Genomic DNA, 17672 nt, shown 5'->3' with positions numbered 1-17672 from the left:
GGCTGTGACAAAAGTCTTGTCACAGTCCCTTATCCCGAACAAGCGGTGTTCTCCCGCCAACTCCTCGGTCACACAACCTCCATTTTAACAATAAACTTGTAAATGTGAGGGCAATACTTTGATATTTACAGGTAATTTGTCCCCTTCATCACCATCAACATTCGTCGTCAATTCTTCCTCATCAGCTAATGACACAACTAATTGCTCACAAGTAAGGTAGGCTAGATTTTTCGTTGATTCATCTACTCCTTTTAATAGGTCTGGCAATGTTTTAAGCGTATCGATCAAAGAAGAATCTTTTAAATAAACTAAATGGAGCTTACCATCATCCACTTTTGCATTTGGAAGCAATGTCTCAAATCCGCCAACTGAGTTAGTTAGTCCTATCAGTAGAGTACTACTCTCAATCTCTTCCTTCTTTCCATCAACTTCTACGTGAAACGAGTAGGATTGTGTGGAAGCTAACTGTTTGATTCCTGACATGAAATAAGCTAGTTTTCCGAATTTCGTCTTCTTCTCCGCATCTACATCATTGATTGCTTCAGGAATAGAGCCAATTGCAACGACATTCATAAAATAGTCATCATTTATTTTTCCAATATCCAATGGTTTGACTGATTCAATCGAAAAATGACTGATCGCTTCCTCAGGTTCTAGCGGTATCCCTAATGCTCGAGCCAAGTCATTCACCGTACCTAATGGGAAAAAGCCGAAATTTGGCCGATGTTCTTGTTCAGCGATTCCACTGATTCCTTCGTTAACTGTTCCGTCTCCGCCCATGACAAATACACTATGATACCCTTCCACAGCCGCCTCGCGAGTAAAGTTTTTTGCATCTCCTGCTTTTTTTGTATGCAAGACGACCACTTCATCAAACACCGACTCCAATTTTGCTATCGCTAATTGCTCAAATTCCTTTGCTTGTTCACCGCCTGAACTGGGGTTTACCACTAATAAAACTTTTTTCATCACTTTCTTTCCCTTCTCATTGATTTCTTTAATATAACGATAGCATAAAGAAAAAAATTAGGCTGTGATGAAGTATCGCTTTAATGTTTCTTATGATTTGTTTCTACGCTTGATAAGTACATATCCACTAGTGACTACTGCCAACAGACCAATAATTGTGAGTATAACAGAACTCTTCTTATTTTCATTAGTTTTAGGCAATTGCTTATCAGGACCATTAGACGACTCTTGAGATGCAATAATTATTTGCTTATCTGTTGTGCTTGGTTCTGTCATACTTGGCTCTGTCGTACTTGACTCTGTCGTACTTGGCTCTGTCATACTTGGCTCTGTCGTACTTGGCTCTGTCGTACTTGGCTCTGTCGTACTTGGCTCTGTCGTACTTGGCTCTGTTTCTTCTAATGTATTGATAATCGTGAAACTGTTTCTATCACTTATCACCTCATACGTGAATCCATCTGGCACGTCTATCTCATCTACACTATAAATAAAATTCTCACCGTTATTATTGTAAAGAGGCAAACTAGAGGAAATACCTGCAATGGGTACCTGATAGACTGAAGTTGCATAATCCTCTTCTTTAGATAACATCAGTGGGTCTGAGGTGATCCAGCTTTCATTATTGGTAACAGTTTGTCGTTTGATGACATATTGAATAGAAGTTGGTATATGATTAGTTTCTATATTCTTCCACTGTTTCTTGATATTCAATTTTACAGTAGGTGCCTTGATCGATGGTATAGGAAAATCGAGAAGTTCTCCATTGTTCAAAGGATCAAGAGTCGTCCGTCCATTACACAAATACCATGTTTCACCTTTGAATGCTTCTGCTTCCGTAGCTAATCGTATTTGATACGTAAAAGTGATTTTTTCATTTTTTCCCAATGTAAGATGATTTAGTTTGATGATCTGCCCGTTCTCAGTCACTTCAGTCTTCCCAAGAACAGTTTCATCCGCTTGCCATTCTCCGCTTTCTTCTTTACTCCAACCTTGCAGCTGATAATATGAAGGACCAAATGCCCCAATTCCCTGCAGCAAGATATCTTTCCCCATTGGATCAGTAACTGTACCATTAACAATTGTTTTATCCATTCCATTCGCAATTTCCTTCAATGCATTTCCAAGACCAGTCAGATTCTCATCAATCGATAAATAATTGTTTGGGGAAGAAGCTAGATTTCTGCCTATATATTCGCCTCGCGATGAAGGAGCTGTTGCTACAGAATAACATTTGATTCCTGCATTTTTTATCGAAATGATTGTTCCTAATGTCGCATCATTGATAAGAGAACTGCTTACAGAAACCGCATTTGGATCTGTCGAACTACCGCTTGTTTGATATTTTTCTGAGTCCGTTTGGAATTCTGTGACATATTGATCCGTATGGTACCCGTTATAATCCACAATTTCTCCTGAATTATGAAATACTTGTGCATTTTCTTTAGGGAGATAACTTCGATTAGCACTGTCATCTCCGATATGCACCAACATTTTTTCTGCTTCTGGTCTACTCTTTTCTTCTAAAAGTGATTGGCCTTCCAGCAATCCTTTTTGCATGAATGTCCCCGTATGACTTTCAGCTGTATTTCTCAAAAAATACTCCAGTTGATTGATATCTGTCAAAAAATCATCTGTTGAATAAACAAATCGATTATATGCCACGATTCCAATACGGATATTCCCACTTTCTAAGGAATCATCAAGTTCTTCACCAAATTCTTGTAAGCCTTTTAGTGCGTTTGATAATTTTTCGCCCGTCATCGAAGAAGAATAGTCAATGACCATTACTAGGTCAATTGGTTTTTTTAATTGATTTCCCTTGATAGCTAATGTTACATCGAATAATCCTTGTATTCCTTCTGCCTTTTTTACAGATTTTTTTACAAATGCGCTGTTTTCATAATTTATATAATTTTCTTCATCAAAATTTGCTTCAGGTGCATTCCCATAGTCATAGTTATAAGTATCGCCTTCTTTTACCCCATTTGTCAAAAATTCCCCTTCTGCATTGTTTTGATAATGAAAAGCATTTGTTTCGGCAAATGTGTCTCCCCCAAAAAACATTGCAACTAAACTAAACACTATCATCAACATGCTAGCCAGGTTCGTTTTAGTTATTCTATTACACATCTTTATTCAATCTCCTCCCTTTTATTCACTATTAGAAGTCAGTATAGAGGATTTCTAGTACTTTAACAGACAATAAATCGTACAATTAAAGTACAAAATGGTACAAAACATATGCTATGATTTACAATAATAGAATATATATAGCGAGGAGTCTAAATAATGGAGGTATTTCATTCTTTTTTTGGCAATGAAACAAAGAAAGAACTAGAACTGTTAAAGCTTTTATACAAGAACAAACGATTCATGGGAACAGAAGAAATCAGTGAATGTCTAAAAATGGATCGACGCTCAGTCTATAAATATTATGATTTGTTGTTGAACAAACCCTACATGACAAAGAAAGAACATATGGCAGTTTTATCAGTTAAGCATGGACAAGGCTATAAATTCAATGGCTCGAAAAAAGACTATAAGATTCTATCAAGACAAGTCCTTCAATCGAATCCTTTTTTTGAATTGCTTGAGACTCTCTTACTTGATAATAAGATCATCATCGCAAAATTCGCCTATGATAATTTTGTTTCTGAATCAAGTGTTCGGAAAAGAATGCATGAGTTAGCATCTCTGCTTGAACCCATGGACTTTTCCTTGAAGAAATCAAAAGGTACCGTTCACTTAATCGGTAAAGAGATGCGTATACGCTTCTTTATGGTGGCTTTTTTTTGGCGGATCTTTTCTGGCTTGCATTGGCCTTTTACGGGTATATCTCAAAGAAAATGTGAAAAGATCGTCACGGAAATCTACCATGAATGTCAGATTCCTGTTAACACAATCGAATTAAAACTTTCCTGTTATGTATTGGCTGTGACGATTCTAAGAACACGCAAAGGTTTGAAGATCGATGAGGAAATACATTCTGTCGTTGATCGATTCCCTTTTGTCAAACAGCCAGTATCACCATCAGATATGAAGAATATGCAATCTATTAAAAATATATTAGCGGAAAAATTAAGTGCCCATTACCATTTAGATAGATCAAATATCGAATTTATTTTTTTATGGCTGTATTCACGTGCTGATTTCCATCAAAAAAACATAAATACTGACTGTTTGGCTGATATCGATGCTCATAGAAGTGATAGCACTCTAATAGAAAAAATCATGTCACTTTATCCGCAATTAATAAAAAAAGCCGATACTGGATTGGTTGATGAAGAAAAGAAAAGAATGATTTTTGTGACATTATATACAGGTATCCTCTCTGTAGAAATGTTTGGAAAAATGGACTATTCCTTAACTGGTTATAATCTAAAAGAATATTTATCTCTCAAATTCACCGGTTTGTTACAACAATCGGAAGAATTAGTGAAGAGAAACAAGATTTATTCGAAAGAACCAGATAAACAAGAAGGATTATCCTTACATGTAGCGGTTGCTTGGTCTATGGTCGCCAGACCTATCAGTTTCTCAAAAAAAATAAAAATAAAAGTTGAAACCGACTTACCTTTTACGATTGAGCAAGGGATCATTGAACGAATCCAGACCACTTTCCAAAGCTATTATCCAATTGAGGTGAGCCATTCCTTTAAAGAAGAGAATTATGATTTTTGTTTGAGTACCGCGCCAATCACAGAATTAGAAGGATCTACCGAAACTTTATTGATCAACGCACAAGTTACTTTATCAGATTTACTGGCTATACAGAAAAAACTAGATACACTTATCCCATCATAAAAGTTGTTTTGCTTACAAAAATTCAATTCATACTATCGATTCACTCAAAAAATCCTGACCCACTCATCTAAACTTTGCTAGGTGGGTCAGAATTCTTAAAACGATAAAACATAAAAACAACCAAAATGAGAACACTCAATACAGCAAAATAAGAACGAAAAGGTAATATTATTTGATAGACACCTAACAAACTGAAAATTTTAGGTGGCAGATAAAAGCACAAAAATAGCAGGAGAATGTAATAGCGTCTCTTCCAATTTTTGTTGTCAGACCTCATAGCGATAAGAGGAATACCACATGCATAACTGAAAAACTCTTTATGTATCGTTAACGTTTCATAGCCTTGAATAATAAATGCTACAATCCCTGCTATAATCAGGGTGCCTAACATCAAAACGGAAAATCGATGAATATATTTTATATACAAATGATCCATTGTACTTCCTGCCTTTTTATTTGTGAGAAAAACAAATCCTTATACGTGAATAACTTCTAGAAATAAAAGAAATTTGCAAAATCACTTCATTTAACTACTTCTACGTACATTTTTCGACATCGCTTTCTTTATTTAATATTATATAGGGAAATATCTAGGGTGGCTATCTTGGATTCCAACTAAAACAAAGAATTGTTTAAATAAAAAGAACTAAATCAAGTAGTAATGAAACTACTGTTGATTTAGCTCTAATAAAAAGATTTAGATGAACGGTTTTATTGGTTTAAATAGTTCATACTTTTTTATTTATTCTGCTTATTTACTACTTGCTGTACTGGAATCTGAAGTGAATGTACTCAAAACATTTTCAAAGTCTTTGTCTTTGATTTTTACATTAGCGTCTTTCAATACTTCGCCAATCACTTTATTCCGGAAGGTACTGTCACTTAATTTTGTGTCTGTCGCGATTTCTTTCAATTCTTTTTTGTATTTATCCATGTCGTTGCCTTTGTTTTGGTTTTTCACCATTTTGACTACGTAGTATTCTGTAGCGTAAGTTGAGGTATTAGTAGAAGTGATCACATCAGAAACTTGACCGTCTTTCAACTTAAAGGCTGCTTCTTTGACTTCTGTTGGAACCGTTGTAGTAGTGGAATCAAATTTTACTTTTACGCCATCTTCTTTTGTCGTAGTATCAGTTGACTTGTCTTTAGCTAATTTAGAGAAATCATCTCCCTTATCAGCAGCTTTTTTCACATCTTTTGCATCGTTTTCACTTGCTACTTGGATGATTTGAGCTTCTACTTCTGGATGGAAAGTTTTCCAAGCCGTTTTTAGATCTTCATCAGTCAATTTGATATGCTTCTTTAGACCTTCTTGGAACGCAAGACTTTGTTTGATACTGTCTTTGAAGGTTTCTTCAGTGTAACCTGCAGTTTTCAATTGTGAATCAAATGAATCACCCAATTGTTTCTTTGTTTGATCATATTGAGAATCGACTTCTTTAGTTGATACGTCATCTCCGTATTTGTCTTCAAATACTTGATAAACGATCAACTGTTGCACAGTGGAATCTGCTCCTTGCATTTTTTTCAAGCTATCCATTACTTCTTGTTCGCTGATTGTGCCGCCTTTATAACTAACGGCTGTTTTTTCACCAGCATTCGTACAGCCTGACAATAAACCAGCGCCTAGTACGATGGCAAGTGCTAAAAATTTTTTCTTCATTTATTTGTTCTCCTACTTTCGTTTTTTGCGAATTGCTAAAAACAAAGGTGCTCAAGATGAGAATCATCTAGAACACCTCTACTAATCTGCTTGATACGGCCTGAATAGATAGAAGTCTATACAATCCAGAAAGTTCGCTCAGCAGAATAAATGTCAAGTAGCATATCACACCTTAATATACTACTTCTTTTGTTACCGTTTTTCAAGTCTATCTTGCGTTACGCTTTTGAAAAAACTGTGAATCCTTAGAACAAGTGCTATCATTTTTGTTCTTTCTTTACCGCTGTTGTCATCTTAAAAATAGACACTTTTATGTCCGATTTTTTAGACATTTTTTTGTTGTTTTTATTATGATATATTTTTATACAACTAAAAATGAATATATTAAAACTACCAAAAATAACTTTTAACGCTGTTTCATTGTATGTTTTTTCTATTTTATATAAACTTTTGGATACTTAATACCAACCGGTTGGATTGTACCAACATGAGAATGTGTCAGTTCTATTTCCTGTCGCACTTGCATAAGCCCATACTCCTTTTGTTGCATTTGCTGATCGAATAGAGTTTCCAACTTTCGCTTTTGCACCGTGACGATTATAGACACGACTATAGTGGTTAGAATGACCAGTTTTTCTCGTCCAAGTTGTATCACTATAATAAACCCATCTTCCAGAGCTATGATTAATTGCTGTTCTAGAAATTTCCCGGTCTACTGGTAAATTTGACTTAATAATATTACCTTTAGCATCAAAATGAATCTCTCCTGGCTTTAAAGATTTGTAATAGATTTCACCGTGAACTGAATTTGCTTCCACTTCAGATGACATAGCGTTTCCTCCAACAAAACCTATCCCTAGTGCACAAATAATAACTGCTTTTTTCATAAAACGACATCCTTTCCTTTTTGATTTTTAAAGCATGATCATCTTGTTTCCTATTTTGGTCAGATATGGATCATGCGTGACCACGATAACTAACACACCTTGGGAAGCTTGTTGCGATAAGATTTCAACGACTTGATCCTTATTTCGTTTATCTAATGATCCAGTTGGTTCATCGGCTAAAATGATTTTGCTATTCTTCAATAAGACTCTCGCACAGGCGATTCTTTGCTTCTCACCACCAGATAATGTATAGATAGGCGTACTTAGCTTCTTGTTTATATTTACTTTTTTCAATGCCTCATACTTTGCTGTTCGCTTATCTGAAACATTTAAATTCGAAAACTTCAATCCAATATCTAAATTAAAATCGATCGTTTCATATTCAATCAACCCAAAATCTTGAAAAAGAAAAGATATGGTATTTCTTTTTATCAAGCGCTTCTCTCTTCCAGTTAATTGTTTCGTCTCTTGATCGAACAAATAGAATTGTCCTGAACTGAACCGATCATTCAATCCTAATATATTCAATAACGTACTTTTACCTGCTCCACTTTCTCCAACAACAGTCACAAGATCCCCAGCATCCGCAGTGAAACGATCCAAATGAAGAATCGTTTTGTTTTTGATGATTTTTTTCGCACCTTTTATCACTATCCACGGCTCCAATTGTTAACCTCCATTCATCAACAATAATTGACTTTTCTTTTCTGTAGACAAAATAAAAACAACTGAAAGAATAAAATCAATGAAACTAAAGAAAAAAATATTAAAAAGATATTTAGGCTCTCTTTCTATAAGAAAAAGGAAGATTACACTTGTCGTCCCCCATTTGATGAGGTTCATCCTAAAGAAATCTTTATACGTTTCAAAGAGCGAATAACCACTTGAACGAAAGATAGCGATTTTCCGACAATTGTAGACAAAATATATGCATAACATGACGTAGCTCAACAAGAAGAAAGAAAAGAAAGTGAGAAAACATATCTGTATCAAGTAATGAAATGATCTGCTTAACACTTTGACAGCTATCTCTTCAGTCTGAGTATACGGAAATGATAACTGCAGATTATCACGTAACTGACTTTCCTCAATCAGCTCAAATAACCTTTCTTTCGACAAAGAGCCTATCTTGATCTTTAACGGCGGATAGATTTCTCCGCTGAGGATATTCCTTTCCCAATACGTACTGTTTTTCAATGTCAGTATTTCAACAACCGGATAATGTTCGATCCATGGGTTAGAAGGAATAAATGTATAAATGGGTTGGTTGTTTTTTATAAATAGAAATTTCGGTTCTTTTTCACTGATTTCTTGATAATATTCTGTTATTTGAGCTAGGTCATTTTTTAAATCTGTATGTCTATATCGTTCAGGAATCAATATAACCGGGTGCGTTTCTTCTTCGGTTATTTGGATCAAGCTTCCAGAGACATCAATCAAAGGAAATTTCTTAAGATAATTCAGATTTATTTTTATCCCTCTGCCAAACTGTTCGTTTTCTTCATTCAAGTAATCTGATACATTGACTAATATACTTCCGTTTTTATTCAAAGTTTCATATAATTCCTGATCTGCTGCTGATGCAAAACGATTGGAATAAATAAAATCTACATGGTTTTTCCCGATGGTTACTGGATAAAACACATGATAGTCTTCATCAGCGATTTCTTTTGGAGATTCATGGGAAACAGCTAACTGTGAAGAAGAAAAAACGATAGTTGCTAATTCGACATTGGCAACAGTCAAAATAAGAGAAAACAATAATCCAAATGTAAAAAGAATGTATTGGATATAGTTGAACGCTTCTCTTAACGAAGCGATTTTTTCAACTAATAAAAGAGAAATTAAAGAGATACCATATATTCCACTGAACAAGAAAACGTACATCTGGAACAAATAAAGAAATTGCTCCTTATAATACATAAAAATAAAACCACCAATAATTCCTGCAATTATGAATGTAGTAATGATTTTCTTTTTCCCAAATAAACACCACAATACTTGATGTAAGGAAAAGCCATTATTCAACAATAAACTGATTTCTTTATTCATCAATAAGAAAAAAGACGGTAACAAAAGGAATAAAAGAATCAACCCAATAGTTAAATACACTCGATAATTATATACGTCTGTACTTGAAATAACCGAATACAGATAGCTATTTTCAAAATCTTCAAAAACATCAGTCGCATAACCAGTGTGAAATGCTTGATTGAATCGTTCCACAAATAGTAATATGAACCGATCATAGTCTTCTTTTTCTCTCGTCATTAAGAAAAATTCACCTTCAAAATCTTTTATTTTGATCGATTCTTCAATGGACATTACGCGAAAGGAGGTATTAGAATACGGTACCTTCTCGTGAAAAGATTTGACATTCCCTTGATAATACAATGTCATTTCAAGCTTTGGCTGTATCTTGAAGTTCCAAGATGTATCTACTTCATTGGATTCATTTACTGTTTTTTTCATATAAGAAAGCTCAGTTTCTGATGATACATTTTCAAATACCATGATTAGCTGCTCATATTCTTCTCGCTCAATAAAATGTTGTGGCAATCGAATCGGAGTATAAGCATCCGTTTGGTGGAAAAATTCATTTGTCCGATAAAGTACCTGTTTATTTATACTAACCAAGGAAAAACCGCTCATGATACCGATTACTATGATTGTGAGTAAAACTGTGAACTTTTTTTTGATTATCACCACTCTCCCTTACTTAAATGATTCTTCGATAAAATCATACCGTTTTTCATCAAAAAAACGTATCTATCAAGTGTATAGGTCATGTAGAATAAATCTATATACTGTAGAATCGAAAGGAGAAGAAGATGAATATCGGAGAAAAAATACGAACTTACCGCAGAAATTGTAACCTTACGCAAAAAGAACTAGGCGAAAAAATCGGTGTTTCCGATAAAACGATCTCTAGTTGGGAAAATTCTCGTACAATGCCAGATCTTGAAATGCTGTCACTTTTACATCAGACTTTAGGTCTGCCGATTGATTTTCCTTCTATTGAGCCAACTGCCAAATCAATAGAACCAACATTGCCGGATGAATCTCTTGTTTTCAAGAAATCTTATTCATCAAAACAACCCTTCTCACTCAAAAAGACACTATCTTTCTTTCTACTCGTCTTTTGTTTGGTCTATCTTTTTCTTATCAATTATCAATACAAAAATGAAACGATTGATCGATTCAACCCTTTTTTGAAACCACAAATCGGCTATACCACACTCCCTGTAGGATACGTGGACAATTCCATCGAACATTGGGTATGTAATGATATCTTTGGTCATGGTACATGGCTGTCTTTTCACGCTGGCGAGGTAGAAAATGGTAAGAATCATGCTGTAATCAAACACAAAGGAAAACACGTCATGAACGTTCGTCTACTCTCTTGGGAAGCCATTCCCTCAGATTACCAAGAGATCCTCAGCCAAGACTATGACGACGCCTTAAAAAGAACCCCTCAGGAGCTAGATAGGCATTAAGTAGGAGAGGAATGTGAGGTAGAAAAAATCAATGTACATGATTTTATCAAAAACATAGGTACAAAATAATTGAAAAAGCCTTGAGATGAAAGGCGTCAAATAAACATCTCTACCTAATCGAAAAATTTGATTAGGCAGAGATGTTTATTCTGGATAAGCACTGCTCTCACAACCTCATTAACCGATCCGAGACGCTTTGAACATTGTCTAATGCCGCATCTACCCTTTGGCCTTTGGCGGCAGCAGAAACATTGTTTTTATAGGTATCACTGGCATTCTTCAGTTTAGTTGCTCCTTGGCTTTTTCTTTCTCGTGTGAGGTTTTTTCTAGTTTGGGATGTAGCTTTGCTGGGACTTGCTACAAGTAAACGGATGAGTTGTTTTTCCAGATTCTTTCGTTGCTGGATTGATTCATTATTTGCTCCTTCAAGTAAAGCATCTACACCACTCATGATCCAATCGAATTCAAACATAGGATTCTCCCTCTCTTTTTGATTTTCTGTATCCTTCTTCATACTGACGGATCTTTTTGTTATATATAGATTGATTTTCATGTAGTCATTCTTCTAGATTCCGTTGGGTTGCTCGTGTTCGTTGCCGTGATTCTTCACTTGCTTGTTCTAAGAGACGATAGACTGCCCTTTTATTTTCGGGAGGGTTGGTCTCATAATGTTTAGCGGTGGCATTGATTTGCACAGAGATATTTTCTAAATAGCGTTGAAATTTTCTTTGCTCATTCGACAGATAATCTAGATGGTTTTCTAATACTACGCGATTTTTACGATAAATTTCTTCAGTTTCTTCTATTTTCCTTCTGATTTCTTGTTCCATTTATTCACCTCTAAAATAAGTAATGGCTGAGCTCATGATCAGAATCTACTTGCCTATTGATCGTTTGTTCAATGTTTCTTAACAGCCTTTCAAGCTCTTCTTCTGATTTTCTAAGCGTTGCTACTGTTTGTTCATATTCATTTACTGGGTCTATCCGTATACTCCGTTCCGTTACTCCCAAAGAATCAAGTGCTTCCAGTTCTTCATAATGTGTCAAACTTGTTCCCCAATAGCGGGCGTCTAATTTTGTCGTTTGCCATAATTCATTGGCATTTCTGATTTCTGTTTGGAACCATTTCTTTAATTCACTAATTTCTGTCTCCACTGTTTTTTTGTACCCACTAGTAATCGCTTTGGCTTGTGATGCATCCAAAAATATTTTTTGAGCAGAAGATAGACTGCCTTTTGCTAGAAAGTGTCTCTTCACGTTTTCGATGCCGGCAAGACGCTGCTGGGTTTCCAACCCGATCACATCAGGTTCTCCTTTCGTATCAAACAAGACATTCCCGAATTGGTCATACTGATATCCACCCCACATGTGCTGGTCGACCCACCCGACTTTTTTAGACAACACTGGGCGCATTCGGCCGACCATTGGCTTGTCTTTGCTATAGCCGATTGGTACCAAGTCTTTCTCATCGACATAATTATGCAGTTTTCCTGACCTCGTCAGAAGATCAGCGGTCACGCGCTGACTTGGCGTCAATACCGTATAAATATTGGGTCCTTGGAAAAAATATCCTCCACTAAGACGCCTGCTTTCCTCCAATGACAAATCAGCGACAGCATATTGTCCATTCATGGAGCCTAAAGAATGACCATAGACGAAAAACTGGGCATTGGGATAATGGCGCATCGCTTCCTTCAGGGTCTCCGCAGACGTTCTTAATTGCGGGGGCGGTGCGCCTTGTTCAGCCGCGAGGATCTTACGTGCCATATCCACATTGTTGACGACCCAGTCTTGCCACACATCGCCAGTTTGTTTCTTGATTTTGTCTAAGCCTGTCGAACCGCGATAAAGCACCGTTACTTCTTTAACCGCCAATCTTTCCGGCAATGGTGCAACCGGGGAAACGAAGCGGTCCGTATGGGTAATGACAAAAGACTGTTCGCCAGAGGGATTGTTGATGACTTGGGAGATGTAGCCGATTGTCTTTTTATTTTCATTAATTTTTATTGGGTAGCTAATTATCAAATTATCGTACTCTTTTCTAGCAATCATTACTTTCTCCTCATCAGTGTACATTTTTTTCTCCTTCTTTTCCTTTTTGTAGTAATCGATCTAATATCGGGGAATAACTAGAAGAGTCAACTTTTACATCACAATTATCATATTTCATCAATATAGGGTGATAATCTAATTCCTTCTTTCCATTAATATGAATAGTCAGCATGATTCCACCCATCGGATTTTTTCTGATACTTGTATAATCTACTTCATATGTTTGAATGATTCCTTCTGAAGAAAAAGCATTCCTATCTAAAATAATTAGACTCCTTTCTATAGCTTTTTTTGCCTCTTCACTTTTCACGTTTTCGATCATTTCTTTTTGTAACTTTTCTGCTTTATTTTGCTTGTCTATCACTAGTTTTCCTCCTATTCCTAAAAGTATGAGTATGCCGATCAGTGGAACCAACCACCATTTTTTCTTTTTCATTTAGGCTCCTTTTTTAGTTTTATTTATCTCACCAATCTTTCCGGCAATGGCGCAACCGGGGAAACGAAGCGGTCCGTATGGGTAATGACAAAAGACTGTTCGCCGGAGGGTTTGTTGATGACTTGGGAGACGTATCCTAAAAACGTTCCATCTTTAAGGCGTACCTCTTCTTTTACTTTCCAATTTTTATACTCTTTATTCGCAATTTCCACACGTTCCGCATCAGTATAATAAATTTGGCTCATTCTACTCTCTCCTTACGCAAATTAGTACCTAGCTTGCTCGAGTTTCCTGCAATTACATATTCACTAGAAAAAATTCCATTACTATTTTTATTCAGGTGAAAGTAAATATATAATTCTTTATCGTTATTCACAACTATCGTTCCATCTATCCCGCCCATCGGATTGTGTTCTATACTGTCGTAATCGATTTCATAAGATTGGATCACTCCTTCTGGGGTCAATGCTTTAGGGACCAAGTTCTTCAAGCCTTCTTCAACTACCTGTTTTGCCTCTTCGCTTTTCACAATCTTGACCATTTCTTCTTGCAACTTTTCTGCTTTATTTTGCTTGTCTATCACTAATTTTCCTCCTCTTCCTAAAAGTATGAGTATGCCGATCAGTGGAATCAGCCACCATTTTTTCTTTTTCACGCTAGACTCCTTTTTTAGTTAGTAAAGTAATTCGGGATTTATAAATTCATCACAAAGTTTATAATTTTAATGGTTTATTTATCTTCTCTATACAAAATCCCAACTATATAAAAGCGCATTCATTTAAATGTTAACATAAAAGCCTTTATACAGGATTCCATATTTTTACTATAAAAATAAAAAAAGTTTATAAAATAATAGTTAGCTAATGAAAAAATATCATACTCTTGCGTAATTTAAACAAAGAGAATGATATCTTATATATTTAAGTCTTTTCTGTTCATTTTTGGGTTATCTTCAAAATTGTTTAATCATTAGAACTAGTTCTATCAATCTTGTCCTTTCTTTACCCCTATTGCCATCTCAAAAACAAACACTTTTATGTCCGATTTTTCAGACATTTTTTTGTTGTTTTTATTATAAAAAGTTTGTTTTTTTCATTATGATAGTTAGAAAAAAATACCATTCTCTTGCATAAATGAAATGAAGCAAAGAGAATGATCAATTAAAAAATGATTAACTATTCTATTATTAGGCTATTTGTATTATTCTTCTGTCACTTTTCTATCAAAAAAGCCAGAAATAACTAGATATAGGTATTTCTTGCTTATAATATAATATTTACGCCACAGCCTCCCAATGATTCTTTTTGGAATCATAATCTATGATGATTTGCAGTAACATAAATAAATAGGATCATCGCTGGTAGTTTATCCAAGAGCACTCAAGAAAATACAAAATGTATTGTTCAAGCGCCTATCGTAATGATAAAATGAAACAAATAAACGATACAAGGAGGAAGAGACCTTGAGTAATGGCAAAAAATTTTTTTCATTGTAAAAATCGTTCAGTTGCTAATCTATGGGGTTTCGGTAGTGTGGGCATTTTTTTATAGAGGAATCACACCAAACTGGCCATTTTATCTCTTTTTAGTGGGAATATTAGTAGGAAATTTTGTCCCCCTTCACTATCGTACCAACTTTTTTTCAACTGGTTCTGGTCTTTTTCTTAAAACAAAGACGCGAAAATTAGAAAACATTATTGAAATGACAATTACCTGTATGGTCATTTTCTTAGTAATATTCCTAAACGTCTTCTAATAAGAATCTCTTAAAATTAGCTTGTTACAGTTAGTTAACTAGTTTGTATTTTTCCTAATTTAAATAACACAGTAATTTTATCTTCCTCATTAACATCTTTTGCCACCTCTTTGTCTTAAATTTGAAACATACAAGTAGAGCTACGGACACTAAGAATGTTTTGGCTCTGTTTTTTTGCATCAAAATTACTCTGATATAGCTAGCTGATAGCTTCGTCCATTTGAATGAAATTATTTTCATTTCACCTTATTACGAAAGGAGGTGTGACAAAAATCTTGTCACACCTCCTTTTTCCGAATAAACGGTGTTCCAGAAGTAGCTTCTTCGGAAATAAGCCGAAATTTCACAAAAATTTGAGAAGCAATTTTCGTAAATTCCTTCTTATTTCTTGAAGCTGCCCACTTCTGTCACAACCTCTATATTTAAGTATTACCCCACAGACCCTTCCAATGACTCTTTTGGGAATCAGAGTAAAGGAATAAGCTTTGTATAGATATTTCATTTAACAAATTACTATAGACTGACAGTATATAGCAGCAGATATTATCATCGGGAACGTAGCCAATATCGTAACCAAAACAGCAGGTAGAGAAGTTATTTGAGGATTCAAGTTATTCTGTTTCAGCTATGAAGTTAAGTTCATTTACTATAATTGAAGATAATTGATTTTTTTCTAAATGATTCACGTATTTTTTTAAGCTCTTTAGTAATTGTTGATTAAGGGTTATTGTATCTCTTTATTACAACTTAAGATATTTCTTACCTATCTGATTAGTTTCATATCTTTTTGAATTTCTTCCATATCAATAATCTTATGTTTATTTACGACTCAAAGATAAAGTTATGGATAGTTGATCGATTAAGTACAATAGATATTTGCAAGAATTATCTAAATCTGAAAATAAAGTTGATTTTATCATAAAGATATTATAAAAAGAAGAAACGGTGACATAAGTCGCTAAAAAAGAAGCATGTGTAACTCTTCAGATCAATTCTCCCTATATTTAGTCGTCCAAGAGAATAAATATGATTTAAGCGCAATGGGATTGACAAAAATAGATACTGGAAACATTGAAGATAAATATAAAAAATAAGGAGCACTCGAAAAAATAAGCCATTTTCGAGTGCTCCTTATTTTTTATAGAGTGTAACTAACTTATGTCACACCTCCAATTTATTCGTATTTCTTAGCGCTCAATTACTTACATAGATAGTTAAAAACATCAGCGCTACTTCCAACAACTAAGATTAGTGATTCAGTTAAATTAATATTTTGATAGAGATTAGATAAGACAACGATGATTGAACATCACATTGTAAATGATCATTGAAACTTTCGACACCTTATTTATTTTTTGTTAACGTCAAAGATTTGTAAACACTCCCAATTATTGATGGTATTCAAATGACACTAAGCAAGATCAAATCAGTCGTTTTCCATGTACTATTAAGAGACAAAAATGTGTATACGTACCAGTGATCAAGAGATAGATAGATCGAACAATGATCGAATACTTGGAAAACTTTCTTTACCTTTATAAAAATTAGACTATGAAATAATGTAGAAGAAAAGCAAATTTAATAACGCTGCGATTCCATGTGTAACTGTATTTAATACTTAATTGATGAATTCGTGCTTTCGTCTAAATTCTATCTCCATCTTATTACACTCCGTTTCATTCGTGAGATTCCACTATACACAAAAGATATTCTGTTTACGTAAACTATATACTTACTTTTTTAAAAATTTTATTAGGATCACTAAAAATAGCAACAAGAGCACACCGATCAAACCGCTTACAAGTAAAAATGCAGTACACTTTGCCTGTTTCACTTTTTCTAAGGATTCCTTTATTTCTTCTGGTTCAACAACGATTCTGTGTCCACGCACCAGTAAACGGTGACTGTTGATCATATACGGAGTACAAGTAACCAGTGTGACTAGATCTTGATCTTCTTGGATTTGCAGCGCTTCTGTTTCTGTGGGTTCTACGGTTTTGATTTGATCGACTTGATACGCAAGATACTGTCCGTTAATTTCAATATAAAAGTGATCTTTTATTTTTAATTGAGGTAAATTTGTAAACAATTTTGCTTGCGACAAGCCTCTATGGCTAGAAAGTACCGCATGTGTCGATTTGCCTCCAATAGGGTATGAGGTTCCCTCGAGCAGACAAGCTCCTTTTTCCAATAGTTTCATCGTTGTTTGATCAAAAATCGGTAAGTTGACATTGATTTTGGGGATCGTCAAAATACCGATCGTATGTTTCTCAAAATAGGTTCTATCCTTTTTCACAGGTTCTTTTTTCTTAGTAAAGGGATCTGCACCTGAATTTCCACCTTCTTTTGCTAATTGCTGGTTTTTCTTTGTCATGTTTTCTTGGATTTTAGCCATGACTTCTTCATTTTCTTTGACCGCTTGTTGCTGATAATGAGAGATGATCTGCTGATCCAGATAATTATTCAGCGCGTCGCTAACAAATGGATAAGCTAGTATCCCTATTCCTGAGAGAAGCAAGAAAAGCATCAGCAGATCTAGAAGTTTCCTTTTCTTTGGTTTCATTTGTGTTCTCCTTGTGATGACTGTTTGATAATAAAAGAAAAAGGAG

16 protein-coding genes are annotated in these 17672 nt (G+C 34.9%); 2 read left to right on the top strand and 14 right to left on the bottom strand.

All coding sequences use genetic code 11. From position 1 onward, the window contains the following. Positions 1-84 precede the first annotated feature (84 nt). Both AB3I27_RS10370 and AB3I27_RS10365 read right to left on the bottom strand, forming a co-directional pair. Positions 85-969 (bottom strand): diacylglycerol kinase family protein, encoded by an 885-nt coding sequence (locus AB3I27_RS10370; protein WP_002346137.1) that lies wholly within the window; start codon positions 967-969, stop codon positions 85-87. A gap of 90 nt (positions 970-1059) precedes the next feature. After that, positions 1060-3099, bottom strand: coding sequence for a VWA domain-containing protein (locus AB3I27_RS10365; protein ID WP_104760415.1), 2040 nt, complete (start codon positions 3097-3099; stop codon positions 1060-1062). A gap of 159 nt (positions 3100-3258) precedes the next feature. Between AB3I27_RS10365 and AB3I27_RS10360 the strand changes: the two genes are divergently transcribed. Continuing rightward, positions 3259-4773: a helix-turn-helix domain-containing protein gene (locus AB3I27_RS10360; RefSeq protein WP_073490369.1), complete on the top strand. Its 1515-nt coding sequence runs from the start codon at positions 3259-3261 to the stop codon at positions 4771-4773. A gap of 67 nt (positions 4774-4840) precedes the next feature. Here AB3I27_RS10360 and AB3I27_RS10355 read toward each other — a convergent pair whose 3' ends face one another. The 5 genes from AB3I27_RS10355 to AB3I27_RS10335 form a co-directional block, all read right to left on the bottom strand. Beyond that, positions 4841-5209 (bottom strand): hypothetical protein, encoded by a 369-nt coding sequence (locus tag AB3I27_RS10355; RefSeq protein WP_002308256.1) that lies wholly within the window; start codon positions 5207-5209, stop codon positions 4841-4843. Between the two features lie 315 nt (positions 5210-5524). After that, positions 5525-6436: a peptidylprolyl isomerase gene (locus AB3I27_RS10350; protein WP_368022990.1), complete on the bottom strand. Its 912-nt coding sequence runs from the start codon at positions 6434-6436 to the stop codon at positions 5525-5527. A 458-nt stretch (positions 6437-6894) separates the two neighbouring features. Beyond that, the gene (locus AB3I27_RS10345) at positions 6895-7323 is read right to left on the bottom strand and encodes a hypothetical protein (RefSeq protein WP_002308254.1); all 429 of its coding nucleotides are present in this window, start codon (positions 7321-7323) and stop codon (positions 6895-6897) included. Between the two features lie 27 nt (positions 7324-7350). Then, entirely contained in the window at positions 7351-7989 is a 639-nt protein-coding gene (locus AB3I27_RS10340; protein WP_104760417.1) for an ABC transporter ATP-binding protein, read from the bottom strand. A gap of 3 nt (positions 7990-7992) precedes the next feature. Beyond that, a complete protein-coding gene (locus AB3I27_RS10335) occupies positions 7993-10029 on the bottom strand; it encodes a DUF1430 domain-containing protein (RefSeq protein ID WP_104760418.1) in 2037 nt (678 codons plus the stop codon). Between the two features lie 125 nt (positions 10030-10154). On the opposite strand from AB3I27_RS10335, the gene AB3I27_RS10330 reads away from it, so the two are divergent. Next, a complete protein-coding gene (locus AB3I27_RS10330; protein WP_368022989.1) occupies positions 10155-10820 on the top strand; it encodes a helix-turn-helix domain-containing protein in 666 nt (221 codons plus the stop codon). A 166-nt stretch (positions 10821-10986) separates the two neighbouring features. On the opposite strand, the gene AB3I27_RS10325 is transcribed toward AB3I27_RS10330, so the two are convergent. The 7 genes from AB3I27_RS10325 to AB3I27_RS10295 form a co-directional block, all read right to left on the bottom strand. After that, complete coding sequence (locus AB3I27_RS10325; protein ID WP_368022988.1) at positions 10987-11373, bottom strand: hypothetical protein; 387 nt, start codon at positions 11371-11373, stop codon at positions 10987-10989. A gap of 4 nt (positions 11374-11377) precedes the next feature. Next, positions 11378-11650, bottom strand: coding sequence for a hypothetical protein (locus AB3I27_RS10320; protein ID WP_235688729.1), 273 nt, complete (start codon positions 11648-11650; stop codon positions 11378-11380). Between the two features lie 10 nt (positions 11651-11660). After that, the gene (locus AB3I27_RS10315; protein ID WP_104760420.1) at positions 11661-12896 is read right to left on the bottom strand and encodes a hypothetical protein; all 1236 of its coding nucleotides are present in this window, start codon (positions 12894-12896) and stop codon (positions 11661-11663) included. Continuing rightward, positions 12886-13308 carry a DUF1310 family protein gene (locus tag AB3I27_RS10310; RefSeq protein ID WP_104760421.1) on the bottom strand — a complete coding sequence of 141 codons (423 nt, stop codon included), beginning with the start codon at positions 13306-13308 and terminating at the stop codon, positions 12886-12888. The genes AB3I27_RS10315 and AB3I27_RS10310 overlap by 11 nt, the downstream gene beginning before the upstream one ends. A gap of 23 nt (positions 13309-13331) precedes the next feature. Continuing rightward, complete coding sequence (locus tag AB3I27_RS10305; protein ID WP_087063592.1) at positions 13332-13553, bottom strand: hypothetical protein; 222 nt, start codon at positions 13551-13553, stop codon at positions 13332-13334. Further along, positions 13550-13963, bottom strand: coding sequence for a DUF1310 family protein (locus AB3I27_RS10300; RefSeq protein ID WP_104760422.1), 414 nt, complete (start codon positions 13961-13963; stop codon positions 13550-13552). Before AB3I27_RS10300 ends, AB3I27_RS10305 begins: the two co-directional genes overlap by 4 nt. A 2832-nt stretch (positions 13964-16795) precedes the next feature. Continuing rightward, entirely contained in the window at positions 16796-17626 is an 831-nt protein-coding gene (locus tag AB3I27_RS10295) for a class C sortase (protein WP_005874445.1), read from the bottom strand. Between the last annotated feature and the right edge of the window lie 46 nt (positions 17627-17672).

The organism is Enterococcus sp. C46, from assembly GCF_040887565.1.
Taxonomy (GTDB): domain Bacteria; phylum Bacillota; class Bacilli; order Lactobacillales; family Enterococcaceae; genus Enterococcus_B; species Enterococcus_B lactis.
The sequence above is the reverse complement of the archived record's forward strand: the minus strand, read 5'-3'. Positions and strand labels throughout refer to the sequence as shown.